At 70.9% G+C, this 14,457-nt stretch carries 12 protein-coding genes and 3 pseudogenes; 7 read left to right on the forward strand and 8 right to left on the reverse strand.

The window, feature by feature from the left end:
• A partial coding sequence (locus KPL57_RS59900; protein ID WP_226358853.1) for a transposase family protein occupies window positions 1-514 on the reverse strand: 514 nt, incomplete at its 3' end.
• Between the two features lie 144 nt (window positions 515-658).
• Between KPL57_RS59900 and KPL57_RS59905 the strand changes: the two are divergent.
• The 4 genes and pseudogenes from KPL57_RS59905 to KPL57_RS59920 all read left to right on the forward strand — a co-directional run.
• Window positions 659-1,627: pseudogene (locus KPL57_RS59905) on the forward strand (transposase); the annotation flags it as partial.
• A gap of 100 nt (window positions 1,628-1,727) precedes the next feature.
• Window positions 1,728-1,868 carry a hypothetical protein gene (locus KPL57_RS59910; protein WP_226358854.1) on the forward strand — a complete coding sequence of 47 codons (141 nt, stop codon included), beginning with the start codon at window positions 1,728-1,730 and terminating at the stop codon, window positions 1,866-1,868.
• Window positions 1,869-1,882: 14 nt separating this feature from the next.
• Window positions 1,883-2,317: pseudogene (locus KPL57_RS59915) on the forward strand (MFS transporter); the annotation flags it as partial.
• A 130-nt stretch (window positions 2,318-2,447) separates the two neighbouring features.
• Window positions 2,448-2,876 carry a hypothetical protein gene (locus KPL57_RS59920; RefSeq protein WP_226358855.1) on the forward strand — a complete coding sequence of 143 codons (429 nt, stop codon included), beginning with the start codon at window positions 2,448-2,450 and terminating at the stop codon, window positions 2,874-2,876.
• A 98-nt stretch (window positions 2,877-2,974) separates the two neighbouring features.
• On the opposite strand, the gene KPL57_RS59925 is transcribed toward KPL57_RS59920, so the two are convergent.
• The 7 genes and pseudogenes from KPL57_RS59925 to KPL57_RS59955 form a co-directional block, all read right to left on the reverse strand.
• A complete protein-coding gene (locus KPL57_RS59925; protein WP_226358856.1) occupies window positions 2,975-3,493 on the reverse strand; it encodes an ABC transporter substrate-binding protein in 519 nt (172 codons plus the stop codon).
• A gap of 556 nt (window positions 3,494-4,049) precedes the next feature.
• Window positions 4,050-5,192 carry a hypothetical protein gene (locus KPL57_RS59930; RefSeq protein WP_226358857.1) on the reverse strand — a complete coding sequence of 381 codons (1,143 nt, stop codon included), beginning with the start codon at window positions 5,190-5,192 and terminating at the stop codon, window positions 4,050-4,052.
• A 97-nt stretch (window positions 5,193-5,289) separates the two neighbouring features.
• Window positions 5,290-6,978 carry a chaperonin GroEL gene (groL, locus tag KPL57_RS59935; RefSeq protein WP_226354967.1) on the reverse strand — a complete coding sequence of 563 codons (1,689 nt, stop codon included), beginning with the start codon at window positions 6,976-6,978 and terminating at the stop codon, window positions 5,290-5,292.
• A 179-nt stretch (window positions 6,979-7,157) separates the two neighbouring features.
• A complete protein-coding gene (mimD, locus tag KPL57_RS59940) occupies window positions 7,158-7,514 on the reverse strand; it encodes a propane 2-monooxygenase effector subunit MimD (protein ID WP_350589363.1) in 357 nt (118 codons plus the stop codon).
• A pseudogene (locus tag KPL57_RS59945) lies at window positions 7,511-8,721 on the reverse strand (toluene hydroxylase). Before KPL57_RS59945 ends, mimD begins: the two are co-directional and overlap by 4 nt.
• Window positions 8,718-9,782, reverse strand: a complete 1,065-nt coding sequence (locus tag KPL57_RS59950) for a 2Fe-2S iron-sulfur cluster binding domain-containing protein (RefSeq protein WP_208824608.1) — start codon at window positions 9,780-9,782, stop codon at window positions 8,718-8,720. Before KPL57_RS59950 ends, KPL57_RS59945 begins: the two are co-directional and overlap by 4 nt.
• A gap of 205 nt (window positions 9,783-9,987) precedes the next feature.
• Window positions 9,988-11,625, reverse strand: a complete 1,638-nt coding sequence (locus KPL57_RS59955) for a methane monooxygenase (protein ID WP_043276429.1) — start codon at window positions 11,623-11,625, stop codon at window positions 9,988-9,990.
• A gap of 534 nt (window positions 11,626-12,159) precedes the next feature.
• On the opposite strand from KPL57_RS59955, the gene KPL57_RS59960 reads away from it, so the two are divergent.
• From KPL57_RS59960 to KPL57_RS59970, 3 genes are all read left to right on the forward strand, one after another.
• Window positions 12,160-13,896: a sigma-54-dependent Fis family transcriptional regulator gene (locus KPL57_RS59960; RefSeq protein ID WP_226358858.1), complete on the forward strand. Its 1,737-nt coding sequence runs from the start codon at window positions 12,160-12,162 to the stop codon at window positions 13,894-13,896.
• A gap of 85 nt (window positions 13,897-13,981) precedes the next feature.
• Window positions 13,982-14,209 carry a hypothetical protein gene (locus KPL57_RS59965; RefSeq protein WP_226358859.1) on the forward strand — a complete coding sequence of 76 codons (228 nt, stop codon included), beginning with the start codon at window positions 13,982-13,984 and terminating at the stop codon, window positions 14,207-14,209.
• 31 nt (window positions 14,210-14,240) lie between these two features.
• Window positions 14,241-14,457 (forward strand): hypothetical protein (locus KPL57_RS59970; protein WP_226358860.1); only part of this gene is annotated, 217 nt, incomplete at its 3' end.

Consider the following 14,457-nt stretch of genomic DNA (forward strand, 5'->3'; position numbering starts at 1 on the left):
CCTCACACCGCTCCCGCGCAAACACATCACCGCAGCTCAGCGCAGTACAAGCTGCGAAACAGGCTCGGGTGACCAAAGTCAGGTCCAAGGCCAGCACGCGACGCTGTTCTCGCCGGGGTGTGCCCTCCGCCGTCGGCTGGGCGCTGAGCTGGGGCAACACCCAGGACTGCAACGCCGCCTCCAGCGCCGAGGCGTCGACCCGTTGCAGGACCCGGCGGATGGTCGACTCGTGCGGAGCGACCGCGCCCACCCCGAGCACGTCCAGCACGGCGCGGCCGACGTCATGGGCGTACTCGGCGATCGCGGTGAACGACCGGGCCCCCGCCAACACCGCGCACGCCCCCAGTAGCAACACCGCGAGGACACCGTGGCGGACACCGCGTGGTTTCCGCGGGTCCGGCACTCGCGACAGGGCCTCCACCAGCGACAACCCCGCCGCCTCACCGACCGGCGCGGCTCTCCCCGCGTCAGGACCGACCTCCAGGCCTTCCAGAGCAGCAACGATCGGAGACACTGACACTGCGGACACAGGCTTCCTGACGTGAGCAAGGATTCGACACCCTCATGATCACGCCAAGCCTGTGTCCGCACCCCCCACCCCCACCCCCACATCACCGCAGCTCAGGACCCACCCATCACGACTTTGCCGGGGCCCTGGATGACCACGGGGGAGATCTCCGCACACTTCGCCGACATCTACGGGGCGTCGGTGTCCCGGGAGACGGTCTCGCGGATCACCGACACCGTCCTCACCGAGATGAATGACTGGACCGGGCGGCCGTTGGATGCGGTGTATGCGGCGGTGTTCATCGACGCCATTCACGTGAAGGTCCGGGACGGGCAGGTCGCGAACCGGCCGGTCTACGCCGCGATCGGGGTCGGACTGGACGGCAGCAAGGACGTCCTCGGGCTCTGGATGGGCACCGGTGGCGAGGGCGCCAAGTTCTGGATGAGCGTGTTGATCGATCTGAAGAACCGCGGTGTCCGTGTTCTTCCTCGTCTGCGACGGCCTCACAGGACTCCCCGAGGTCGTGAGGCTTATTCAGGGTGATCATGGAGCGAGGCGCTTCCCCAGGTCAGCGTCTCAACGCAGCAGTCTGTTGAGCGTCCCTGAATAAGCCTCCGTGTCCAACGTGTGGCCGCACACCATTGTGCAAACCTGTGTCGTCCACCTGATCCGGAACACGTTCCGGCTCGTGTCCCGGACTGACTGGGACGCAGTGAAACGTGATATCACAGCGATCTACACCGCCCCGAACGCAGACACAGCGGCCGCCGCACTGGACACCCTCGATAAGAACTGGGGGCGTAAGTACGGGGCGATGATCCGGCTCTGGCGGCACGCCTGGACCGAGTTCATCCCGTTCCTGACTACGACATCGAAATCCGGAAGGTGATCTGCACGACGAACGCGATCGAATCGTTGAACGCCCGCTACCGCCGCGCGGTCCGCGCCCGCGGGCATTTCCCAACCGAGCAGGCCGCGATGAAGTGCCTGTACCTTGTGACCCGCAGCCTGGACCCCACCGGGACAGGCCGCACCCGATGGACGATGCGCTGGAAACCCGTACTCAACGCCTTCGCCATCACCTTCGGTGACCGCTGGCCGGGAGCCGAGACCTACTGACACACCCGCCGGAAACACCGTTCACGGGACAGGCCCCCGAGGACAGCGCGGAGCCAGGGCGCGGGACGCGCCGCGACGCGTGCGTCTGACACGGTGGGGCGTGCCCCGCTCGCTGTCGTCGCTCCCGTTCCGCCTGCTCCTCGCCTCGACCGCGCTCGCGTTCGGCGGGTACGCCCTGCTGCTGCCGGTCGTCCGCTGTGGGTGTCCCGGGGCGGTTCCGGCGAGTTCGGAGCGGGGCTGAGCACGGGCGTACTGATGGCGGCCACCGTCGGCACCCAGCTGCTGGTGCCCGCGATGCTGCGCCGGGTCGGGCACCGTCCGGTGCTGGTCGTGGGGTCGCTGCTGCTCGGCCTCCCGACGCCGTTGCTCGCGCTGACCGCCGACCTCGGTCCGGTGCTGGCGATCTCCGCCGTCCGTGGGCTCGGGTTCGGGATGGCCACGGTCGCCGGGAGCGCGCTCGCCGCGGAGCTGGTCGAGCCGTCCGCGCACGGTCGCGCGGCGGCGCGCTACGGCTACGCGGTCGGCCTGCCCCAGCTGCTGTTCCTGCCGGCGGGCGTCGCGGTCGTCGACGCGCTGGGGTTCACCGGGGTGTTCCTGCTCGCCGGGATCACCCCGGTCGCCGGGGCGCTGGTGGTGGCGTTCGTGCGCGGGCCCCGGCGGGCCCCCGCACCCCGCCGCGACGACGCCGTCCCGCACCCCCGCGAGCCCCGCAGGCGACTCCCCGCCGCGCCGGTGCTCGCAATGCTGGGCTGCTCCACCGCGCAGGGCGGCGTGGATTCGCGACCTTCGCCCGCTCGTCGCGCCAGGGGCGACGGTCGCGGTGACCGCCGCGCTGTTCGCCACTGCGCTCGGGGCGCTGCTCGGCCGCGGCGTCGCGGGCACCCACCACCGCCGCGCAGCGGACGCCCGGGCCGCGTGTGCCGGTCGGGACCGCGTGCGCCACGGTCGGGCTGCTCGGGGTGCTCGCCGCTCCGTTCGCGTCGGTCCTGCTGGTGGCGGGGGCGGCCGCCGTCGGCGCCGGGTTCGGGCTCGTGCAGAACGACGCCATGGTCGCCCTGTTCGCCGCCGCCGGGCCGTTGCACTACGGCCGGCCAGCGCCGTCTGGAACATCGCCTACGACGCCGGGACCGGCCTGGGAGCGACCGGGCTCGGCGCGATCGCCGAGCCCTTCGGCTTCGCCGCCGCCTTCGGCACGACGGCCGCGGTGCTGTTCGTGCTCACCCCGGCGGTCCACCGTCGTCGCGCCTGACCACCGCCACGAGACCCGCAGCGACGCCACCGGCAGGAGTCTCGCGCGGCGGGCGGGCCCCGGGGTACGGGGGCACGCCCCACCCCGACGGGAGCGGGTCAGGCCTTCGGAATCGCCCGCTGCAGCTCGGGGACGACCGCGTCGAGCACGGACGGGAGGCTGAGCACGGTCTGCCAGGCGAAGGCCAGCTCGGTGGCCCCCTCCAGGAACACGGCGCGCCCGTCGCGCATCGCGGGCAGCCGCGACAGCAACGGATCCCCGACGACCGTCGCCTTGCCGCCGGGGGTGAACGACAGCTGGTCCCACACGATGAGGTCGTGGTCGAGCTCGCTCGCCTGCTCGAAGCTGAACTCGGTGTAGAATTGCCTGCGGCCAGCTGGTCGATCCGCGGCGGCACGGTGAACCCCAGCTCGGTGAAGAACCGTGAGCGGGGGTCCTGCGAGGAGAACACGCTGATCTTGTCCGCGCTGCGGCTCGCGACGACGACCGAGCGCCCCTTCCACTGCGGATCGGCGATCGCGGGCGGCGACGAACCTGGCCTCCAGGTCGGTGACCAGCTTCTCGGCCTCGGCCTCCTTGCCCAGCGCCCGCCGGTCTCGCGGGTGTACTCCTGCCACGGTGCGCCGTAGTCGTCGAACCCCCGCGGTGGCCCGACGGTCGGGCGACGGCGCTCACCACCGGATAGCTCTGGGCGTCGAGGTCGGAGTAGAGGCCGATCACCAGGTCGGGGCGCTGTGCTGCGATCTTCTCCGGCTCGATGGAGGACATGTTCAGGACCGCCGGTGCCGCGCCCACCGCCTGCGCGGCCGCCTGGGCCCACGGCTGCACGACGACCTTCTCGTCGCCGTACCAGTAGCGGGCCGCCACCGGCGCCACCCCGAGCGCGAGGATCGCGTCGTGGTCGGTGTAGCCCACGGACACCACACGCTGCGGGGCCTGTGCGGGATCGTCGCCGCGCCGAGCTTGCCGTCGATCGTCACCGGGAACCCGGCGCTCCCCGTCGCGGCACCAGTGCCGGTCTCCGACCTGCCGCCCCCGCCCACCCGGCCAGGGCGGCGCCACTGGCCGCAGCCAGCGTCCCAGGAGCATCTGCCGTCGGGTGAGTCCCATGTCCGTTCCTTCGCTCGTCCGGCGGAAGGATAGGCCACCTTCTGAGGGTTGCCTCCCCTGCATTCAGGTGGGGCTCAGCGCGCCCCTGCGGCGCGGGCCGGTGCGGGGCGTGGCGCAGCCAGGTCGAACCCGTGACCCGTGCTGCGGTGCCGCCGAGCAGGGCGGCGCGGACGTCGTCGTCGAGCTCGGGAACCGTCCGCGCAGCTCGTCGGGGTAGCGGAAGGTCATGAGGTCGCGGATCAGGCGCGCCGGGCGCACCAGCGGGTAGCCGCTGCCGAACATCAGCCGGTCCGGGCCATAGGCGGCCAGCAGCTCGCCGAGCGCCTCGGCGGCGGGCACCCGGTGCCGACGCAGGGCGATCAGCAGGTCGGTGAGCAGCACGTAGACGTTGGGCGGCGGGCCAGCCGGATCAGCGACGCGGTCGGGGCGCAGGCGGCGCCACCACGAACCGGATCTTGGGCAGGGCCGTGGCCAGCGCGGCGACCTCGGTGACGTCGACGGCACCGGCCGGCAGCGGCCCGGCGCTGCGCACCCGGACCGGCAGGGCGGACCCGGCGCGGACCGGCTCGGCCCACTCCGGCCACCGGGGCCGCGGTAGCCGCCTCCCCCTCGGCGACGACGCCCGCGTGCGCCCACTCCGGTGCCGCGCGCGACGGTCGCGCGGTCGGCGCGATCCCGATGTGGACCACCCCGGCGCCGGCCTGCTCGGCCCGGATCAGGGTGCGGTCGCAGCCACGGTGCCCGCAGCGACAGCGCGGTCTCCGGTCGGCGGGGCGGCAGCACGGTCAGCGCGCGCAGACCGTCGCGCCCGACCCGGGCCCCGATGCCGCGGGCGCGGGCCCGGTCGGCGGGGTCGAGCTCCCCCGCCAGCGCGAGCCGCCCGGGGTGCTCGGCGGCGAGCTCGGCGTGCCAGGCCGGTGCGGCGAACCCGAGCACGAACAGGTCCTCGAACCCGGCGGGACGAGCACCGCGCGGTCCACCGCGGAGAGCACGTGCGCGGCCAGCGCCTGGGGCGTGACCAGCTCGAACGCGTCCGCGGACAGCGGCCGCGAGGCGGGGGTCGACCATCCGGTGACGGTGCAGCAGGTCGGCGACGAACTGCTCCCCAGCCGGGCCCGCCTGGTTGTGCGGCCGGCCGTCCCAGCCGTGCACCTGGGCGTCGACGACCGCCGGGAGACCACCACGCCCCTGGGGGCTTCGCAGCACCGGTCCACCACGACCACCTCCACTGTCGCGGAGCGGCCCGGCACGCGCAGCGCGTGCCGGGCCGCTCCCCTGTTCCTGTGACCGGACGGGCCGGTACCTACCCGACCGACGGGCCGAGCCCCATCGACTGGGGCGTGCTCGAGTCCGGGCTGGGCTGCGGGATGCCCTCGTCGAGCTGGCCGAACTCGGTCATGAGCGCCTTGTTCCAGGGCGTGACCTCCTCGGCCACCAGCGAGTTGGTGGTGAGGATCAGCCCGGCGACGGAGGCGCCGTTCTGCAGGGCGGAGCGCACGACCCGCAGCGGGTCGATGATGCCCATCTCGACCATGTCCCCGAAGCGGCCCTCCAGGGCGTCGAAGCCCTCGTCGACGCCCATGGTCGTGACCTGCTTGACCACCTCGTCGCCGTCGTAGCCGGCGTTGGAGGCGATGAGGTGCACGGGCTCGGTGAGCGCGTGCCGGACGATCTCGACGCCGATCCGGTAGTCCCCGGTCACGTCCAGCTCGTCGAGGGCGGGCTCGGCGTGCAGCAGCGCCGCGCCGCCACCGGCGACGATGCCCTCGGCCACCGCGGCCCGGGTCGCCTGCAGCGAGTCGTCCACGCGGTGCCGGATCTCGCGGGCCTCGGCGTTGGTCGGTGCCCCGACCGAGATGATCGCGGCCTTCCCGGACAGCCGGGCGATGCGGTCGGAGAAGAAGTCCTCGTCGGTGCCGATGGTCGCGCGGGCCAGCTCGGCGCGCAGCTGCGACAGCCGGTACTCCAGCTTCTGCTTGTCCCCGCGGCCGCCGATGATCGTGGTGCCCTCGCTGGTGACCTGCACCTGCACCGCGCGCCCCAGGTGCTCGACGTCGATCTGCTCGAGCGAGAACGAGGAGCTCTTGGAGTGCACCTGCCCGCCGCAGAGCGCGGCCATGTCCTCCAGCAGGTGGATGCGCTTCTCGCCGAAGCCGGGCGCCTTGATCGCGACGGCCTGGAAATGCCCGTTGACGTGGTTGTGGACCAGCATCTGCAGGGCGGTGCCCTCGACGGTCTCCGCGACGATGACGAGCGGGCGCCGGTCGTTGCGCATGATCCGGTCCAGCACCGGCATGATCTGCTGGACGTCCTTGATCTTGTGCGCGGTGAACAGGATGTAGGGGTCGTCGACGATCGCCTCGAGCGTGCCGGGGTTGGTCACCATGTACGGCGAGACGTACCCGTTGTCGAACTCGAAGTCCTCGACGAAGTCCACCGAGACCCCCGGCAGCGGGGTGTCGTCGACGGTGACCACGCCGTCGTCGCCGACGGTGTGCAGCGCCTTCGCGACGACCCGGCCGATCGTGTAGTCGTCGTTGGCCGAGATGGAGGCGACGCGGGCGTAGTCCTCCTCGGTGCTGACCGGGTGCGACACCGTCTGCAGGCGGTCGACGAGCGCGTTGACCGCGATGTCGATGCCCCGCTTGACCAGCACCGGGTTGCCACCGCGCTCGATGGCGCTCATGCCCTGCTTGACGATGGCCTGGGCGATGACGGTCGCGGTCGTGGTGCCGTCGCCGACCGTGTCGTTGGTCTTGACCGCCGCTTCCTTGACCAGCTGGGCGCCCATGTTCTCGAAGGGGTCGCGCAGGTGGATCTCGCGGGCGATCGTGACGCCGTCGTTCGTGACCTCGGGCGAGCCCGTGATCTTCTCCAGGATGACGTTACGGCCCTTGGGGCCGAGCGTGCTCTTGACGGCTTCGGCCAGCTGGTCGACGCCGGCCTGCAGCAGATGACGGCCCTCGGCGCCGAAGCGGAGTTCCTTGGCCATGGTGGGTCCTCCCGGAGAAAGAGTCGGTCCAGGTGCGCGGGTGTGGATCAACGTGCGCAGCCGTGGCGCCGCGGGGCGCGCTGCGCGGGTGGAGCGCACCGCCCGGGCCGTCGCCGGGCGTGGTGGGCCGGGGACGGGTCGTCGTCCCGGGCGGTGCGATCCGGGTGAGGAGCGGGTCCTTACACCGGCTTCAGGTCGAAGTCGATGTACTCGGCGGCGTCCTCGGGATTGGCGAACATGATGGTCTTGTCATCGAGGTGGACCATCCGCCCGTAGTGGGTGGACATGTTCTCCTCGAACTGGGCGGCGTCGAACCAGCCCTCCTCCTGGCCGGCCTCCTCGTCCATCGCGACGTAGTCCAGCTCGAACTTGCCCGTGCCGTCGACGCGGATCATCGAGGGCAGGTGCTGCACGGTCACGTTGTCCTGACGGTCCAGGACGGTCGCGATGACCGCGCCGATCTGGTTGTTCATCAGCGTGAAGCCGCACATGTTCGACGCGGTGCTGTCCTGCTTGAACGGGCTGGTGCTGGTCACTGCTTCAGCTCCTCGGGGACGTCGAGGCCGAGATCGCTGCAGATCCCGGCGAACCGGTTCTTGGCGCGGTCGAGGGAGTCCTCGAACGTGGGGGGCTTCGAGTCCGACTGGGACCACATCGGCTGCATGGTCCGGGCGGCCTCCAGTGCCTGCGGGACGTAGGTCCGCAGCCAGCCGCCCATCAGCGAGCGGTTGTGCTCGGCAAACTCGCGGTCCTGGGTGAGCGGCGCGAAGCAGGCGATCGACCAGCGCAGGTCGCGCTGGGCGTAGTCGTACTCGCCGGCACCCATGACCGTCGGGGTCACGTAGTCGCCGTTGGAGGCGGCGGACTGCATGACCAGGTTCGAGCGGAACAGCTCACCGACCAGCGGCTCGAAGACGCAGTTGGCCGCGAAGATGGCCTCGCCCCAGTCGTCCTGGACCGCGGTGAGGGCCTCGGTGAACTTGCGGGCGCCCTGCCACTCCGGCGCGTTGTCCCACGCGTCGAGGTGGGCGGCGCCGTCGAACCCGTCGATCTCCTCGGAGAGCGTCAGGTTGTAGAGCGCCAGGTCCTGGGCGAAGCGGATCTTGCGGGTGGAGTTCGCCGCGAGCGCCGTGTTGTGCATGTTGTTAGTCGCGCGGACCGCTCGTTGGACGCGAAGACGTAGAGGCCGAGGATGTGCTCGATGTGCATCCAGGCGCCGACGTTGCGCTCGACGAAGCGCACCCAGTTCGAGTTCCAGAGCTCGAACGCCTTCGCGTTGCGGGCGTTCTCGATGTTCTGGGTGAGCTGCCGTACGACGTTCGCGTTGTAGCGGAAGAGGCTCTGCTCCCACTCCTCGTTCGGGTCGCGGAACTCGTGCCAGCCGTGGGCCGGCCAGTTCTTCACGTGCATGCCGCCGCTGCCGATGCCGCGCTGCGGCTCCGGCTCGTCGACACCCCAGGCCTTGAGCTTGGTCCAGTGCAGCGGGTAGCCGCCCTCGCCGTTCGCGAAGCCGTAGATCCAGCCCTGCGAGAGGTAGTGCCGCGGGTCCGGCTGGACCTCGACGGTCGTGTCCTCGTACAGCGTCTGCTTGCGCTTGGCGGGCGCGTAGTAGTTGTAGCGGCGCGCGTTCGAGCTCGAGTCGGGGAACTCCCGCGCCCCGGCCTCCGCGTCGGTGAAGACGGGCTTGGGAACGCTGCGCTGCGAACCGGACGACGTGTCCTGCGTGGTGGGGGACTGAGTCATTGCTGTCCGTCCTCGCCTTCTTGCTCACCGGTCGTGGTGAACTTGTCGTAGAAGATGTTGGTCTCACTCACACCCAGCTGGGTCAGCGTCGCGATCGCCGCGTCGACCATCGGCGGGGGACCGCAGACGTAGGCATCCGCTCCCTTCAGATCGGATTCGTTCCGCCTGACCACCTCCGTGATCAGGCCGGTCTCGCCGGCCCAGTCCCCGCCGTCGCCGCCGTCGACGTCGGACAGGGCGGGGACGTACCGGAAGCCGTTGAGCTGGGGCGCCAGTTCGGCGATCTCCTTCTCGAAGCAGAGATCGGCCGCGGTGCGCGCGCCGTAGTAGAAGGTGGCCCGTCGTTCGACGCCGCCCTCGGCCATCGCCCGCAGCAGGCCCAGTACCGGCGCCATGCCGGCGCCACCGCCGACGAAGACGATCGGCGAGCTGCGGTTCTGGCGGAGGGTGAAGGTGCCGAAGGGCGCCTCGACGTCGAGCCGGTCACCGGGAGCGGCCTTCTCGTCGAGCCAGGTCCCGAACAGCCCACCCGGGTAGACCTTGATCACGAACTCGTACAGGCCGTCCCGGTTGGGGGTGTTGGCCATGGAGAACGAACGGCTCTCCTCGGTCCCGGGGCAGACGAGGTCCATGTACTGCCCGGGGAAGAACTTGATCTCCGACGGCTCGACCAGCTTGACGGTCAGGTGCCGCATGTCGTGGGTGACGGCCTCGACCGACACGACCTCGACCACGCCCTTGGTGAGGGGCAGGCCGGAGCGGATGATCTCCTCGTCGTAGTTGGTCAGCTCGATGACCAGGTCCTCATAGGCGTGCGCCCGGCACAGGAGGGTGTGGCCCTCCTCCTTCTCGTAGTCCGGGAGCGCGAAGGTCGAGTAGCTGTCGTACTCGATGTCCTCGCCCTCGAGCACGAAGGACTTGCAGGCCGAGCACTGGCCCTCCTTGCAGCCGTGCATGAGCTGGACGCCCTGCTCGGCCGCGGCGCGGAGGATGTTCTGGTCCTCGTCGACCTCGATCTCGATGCCGACGGGCTCGAACCGCACGACGTGTTTGTCGCCCACGAGCGCAGACCACCTCTCTTGGCGTGACTAGTGGCGTGAGAAAAAAGACCAATCGGACAGATGTGGGCAGGCGTCGCCCCGGGCCCCGCCCGGCGGACGGGAGTCCCGGGGTGACCCGGCCGGGGAAGACGACCCCCCGGCCGGGCCGCGGGAAGAGGGACCCGTCATGGCGTGACGGGAACCCCTCCCCTCGCCTGACCCGCGCTCAGGCGTCGGTGGGCGCGGGCCGGCCTCCCGGCCCCTGGCGGTTGTAGTCCGCCACGAACGCCTCGCGCTCGGCGTCGCTCATCTCGTTGAGGATGACGTTGGGGCTGGCCAGGTGCGGCATGCGCCGCATGTGGTCCAGCGTCCACATCTTCTTCGGGTCGAGATCGAGGTGCGGCTGAGCGGTCAGCGTCTTGCCGTCGTCACGGACGAAGCCCATGTCCTGGATGACGTCGGCCCAGTTCCAGCCGTGGTAGAGCGTCTCCCACTCGCGGTGACCCACGAGCTTGCCCATGTTCGGGGTCTCGCGACCCTGGTACACGGGCCGGAAGGCCTCGGCGTCGGTCCAGCGGCAGACCTCGTGGCAGTACGTGCGCCACTGGCCGTCCACCTTGTCGACGACCATGTCCTCGCGCACCAGACACGGGACCATGCAGGTCCAGCAGCGGTGCGGGTACACGTAGTCGACGTCCTCGGCCACGATGGCGTGGTGACCGTTCGGCTTGGCGAGGCGGTTGTAGTTCTCCCACCACTTGCCGTACCGGTCGTACCAGCCCGGGTACTTGTACTCGAACCACTCGAAGTCGGTGTCGGTCATGCCGTCGATGCGCCAGTAGTTGGCGCACCAGCCGGTGGCGAAGAACTGCGCGACCTCGTGGACGTAGCCCTTGTTCCAGATCTGGTTCCAGGACTCCTCGACCAGGTCGTGCGGGATCACCAGGCCGTACTTCTCGAGCGGCAGCAGGTAGCTGCGGTAGTAGTCGTCGTAGATCCAGCGGCGCCACATCTCCGCGTAGGACTCGCGGTCCTTGCGGCGGTCCTTCGTGCCGTACTCGATGAAGGTACCGATGGCGGCGTCGACGACGCGGTGGTTGTTCCACCACGCGTAGCGCAGGTCGCGCTCGAGCAGCTGGCGGTTGTCCTCGTCCGACAGCGCCATCAGGAGCGTGGCGTAGCCGTTGGAGATGTGCCGCGACTCGTCGGACTGCACCGAGTGGAACACCGTCGGCAGCAGGTAGTCGCCGTTGGCGGCCGCCTCTGCCGGCATCGCCACGAACAGGGTGTTCGTGAACGCGGTCTCCGCGACGATGGTCAGGTAGATCGACGCGGCGGTGATGGCGTCACCGGTGATGAACCCCTCCGCGAACTGGCGGCCGATGGTGCCGCAGTAGTCCGACTGGAAGTTCCGCAGCGAGTTGTTGAAGCCCGCCGGGTCGATGTAGTTGTTCATGTACAGGCGCTTGAGGTTCTGCTGGATCGTGCTGTGCCGAACCTCGTCGATCATCTGGATCGCCTGGCCGTTGTGCAGCTCCGGGTTCGGAACCACGTGGAACAGCATCGGCATCGAGCGCGCCGCCGAGATCTCCGGCAACGGGATGATCGACAGGAAGAGCTTCTGCCACTCCAGCCAGCGCTCCTGCACCTGCCGGAACATGTTGCCGCGGATGGCACCGTCCTGGGCGCCGTAGACGCGGTGGTCCTTCTCCTCCTCCATCGGGAAGTACGAGCGCAGGACCTGCTTGAGCGGGTCCTTCTTCGCCGCCTTCTTGAAGGTGTAGTCGGTTCCGTACTTCATGTACGGCTCGTGGTACTGCGGCTCCCAGGAAAGCTCCTGGATCTTCTGGTGAGCCTTCGCCAAACTCTGCCGACTCACGTCGTCTCCTCACGGTGGTGGGTTGTGGTCGGATCAGCGGGCGAGCGCGGGTAGCCCGATGTCGTGGTCGTGCGCGGAGGGCGGGCGGCCCGGCGACGTGGCTGGTTGCCGCGTCGCCGATGCCGTCTTTCTTCCGTGCTGCGAATCACACATGGTCCGACAGGCATTCGAGGTCTCAATATGAGACTCTTCCGCTCCGCCACCTGTGGTGATCTTGCTCTCACGGCGCGTACCGTCGCCGTGCCACGGGATCCGGGCAGGTCACCGCTGTCGCACGCGGGTCCCCGGTGGTCGTGTCCCGAGCTCGACACAGGCGAGGAGGCCGTGTGTGAGACCCCTGCCCGACGGCGCGCAGGGCGCCACCCGGGCGGGCCGGCCGACGCCGAGCCCGCGACACCCCGGGGACGGACATGACTCCCCGCCACCGGCTCGGCGCCCACATCCGCCACCAGGACCACCACCAGCGCCGCGGCCAAACGGATCGCGGCGGCCCGCGACGCGTTCCTGCACCACGAACAGATGCGTGAGGACGCGGTCCGCCCGCCGATCCTGGCGTCCTGGATCCGGTCGCGGGACAGCGACGTCGCGCCGGACTCCATCGACCTGCCCGAGATCGGCCGCGAGACCGACAGCCCGCTGGTACGGGCGGCCACCCCGATCGTCTCCGAGCTGTGCGACCAGTTCGCCACCGAGCCGGTCAGCCTCATCCTCTGCGACGGCGACGGTGTCGTCCTCGACCGCCGGACCGGTGACTCCGCGCTGCGTCAGCACCTGGACCGGGTGTGGCTCGTCCCCGGTTTCTCCTACGCCGAGCAGCACGTCGGCACCAACGGCATCGGCACCGCGCTGGAGGGCAGGCGCCCGACCGAGGTGTTCGGGCACGAGCACTTCGTCGAGCACCTGGAGGACCTGGCCTGCGCCGGCGCCCCGATCCGGCACCCGGTGACCGGCAAGATCCTCGGCGTCGTCGACCTGACCTGCTGGCGGAGCGAGGCGAACGCGCTGATGGTCGCCACCGCCGCGACGACGGCCCGCCGCATCGAGGAGGCGCTGCTCGCCGCGTCCGGGCGGCACGAGCTGACGCTGCTGCACGACTACCTGACCGCGGTCCAGCGCGGGGGCGACTCCGCGGTGCTCGCCGTCGGCGACGACCTCGTGATGATGAACGACCGCGCCCGCGAGCTCATCGCCCCCGGGGACCAGGTCCCGCTGCTGGCCGGGGCGACCGACGCGCTGCGGGCCGGGCGCAACCGCCAGCTCGTCGTCGACCTGCCGAGCGGGGCGACCGCGCGCGTGCAGTGCCGGCCCAGCTGGAACGAGGCGGGCTCGGCGGGCGGCATCCTGCAGGTGAGCCTGACCCACCGCGAGACCGTCGGCCGCGGCTCCGCGACCCCGACGATCACCACCGCGCTACCGACCGCCGTCGGCTCGGGGGCGCTGTGGACCAAGTGCGCCCAGGCCGTGGACCGGCACTTCCGCACCAACGAGTGGCTGGTGCTGCAGGGCGAGCCGGCTCCGGCCGGACCACGCTGGCCCGCGCCACCCACCACCTCCACTCCCCCGCCGGGCACGTCCGCGTGCTCGACGACCGGGCGACGTGGGCCCGCGCTGGTTCTCCGAGGTGTCCGACGAGCTCGGCGGGGCGGCGGGACGCTGGTGCTGCGCGAGGTCGACCGGCTGCCCCCGGCCGCCGCGGCGGCGCTCGCCGACGTGCTGGAGCCGCACCGCGAGTCGACCGACCCGGAGCGGGCCTGGGTCGTCGCGACCCGCGGCAGCTCCCGGACCACCGACTCGCCCGAGCTGGCGTCGCTGCTGGACTGCTTCCCGCGCACCATCGAGGTCCCGCCGCTGCGCCACCACGTGGAGGACGTCGCCGAGCTGGTTCCCTATCTGCTCGCCCGGCTGACCCGGGGCGCCGACCTGACCTGTGCGCCGGAGGCCCTGCGGGTGCTCATGCGCCACCGGTGGCCGGGCAACGTCGAGCAGCTCTACCAGGTGCTGCGCAAGGTCGTGAGCCGTCGCCGAACCGGGGTGATCCGGCTGGAGGACCTGCCACCGGAGACACGGGTGCTGGCCCGGCGGGTACTGACCCCGCTCGAGTCGATCGAGTGCGACGCCATCGTCGACGCCCTGCTCGACGCCGACGGCAACAAGGCCGAGGCGGCGCGCCGGCTCGGGATGAGCCGGGCGACGATCTACCGCAAGATCCGAGGCTACGGCATCGCGACGCCGGAGGGTGCGGGGATGGCCCGGTAGCGGCCGTCGCGCAGGGCAGACGTGGGCGCGCGGTGAGGTCCGTCCGGGGGTGCGGCAACCCCCGTTCGGCCCCTACCGTCGGTCCATGGCACTACTCCGACGGTTGTTCGTGTTCCCCGACGGCACCCCGGCCCTGCTGCGCGGCGCGGTCGGTGGCCTGATCGTGCTGGTCTCCGTACTCTGGCCGTTCGCACTGCTGCCCGCGGGCACCTCGACCGTGGTGATCGTCGTGGCGGCCGCGCTGTCGGTCCTGGTGCTGTCCGCCGTGGCCACGGCGCTGCTGCGACGGCGGTACCCGGACGCCTCCCGCTGACCCCGGGGCTGTTGATCTACGGTCCGTGCCCATGACGGGAACGGACACCACCGCACCCTGGCCGGACTCCGCGTTCCCCGCGGACCCCTATCGGGTGCTCGGCCGCCGTGCTCGTTCCTGCACGTCGACGGCCGCACCCACCCCTGACGGCCGACCCGTCGACGCCTCTCGGCGATGGTCCCGGGTCGACGGTCGTTGCTCGGACGACGTGCTCGCCGCGAGCGAACGCGCCGCCGATGGCCGGGCGG

Source organism: Pseudonocardia sp. ICBG601 (assembly GCF_020496245.1).

Excerpts from the sequence above, each read along its gene's own strand:
- groL (WP_226354967.1), bottom strand. The coding sequence starts at position 6,978 with ATGGCCAAGGAACTCCGCTTCGGCGCCGAGGGCCGTCATCTGCTGCAG.
- KPL57_RS59960 (WP_226358858.1), top strand. The coding sequence starts at position 12,160 with ATGCGTGAGGACGCGGTCCGCCCGCCGATCCTGGCGTCCTGGATCCGG.
- KPL57_RS59965 (WP_226358859.1), top strand. The coding sequence starts at position 13,982 with ATGGCACTACTCCGACGGTTGTTCGTGTTCCCCGACGGCACCCCGGCC.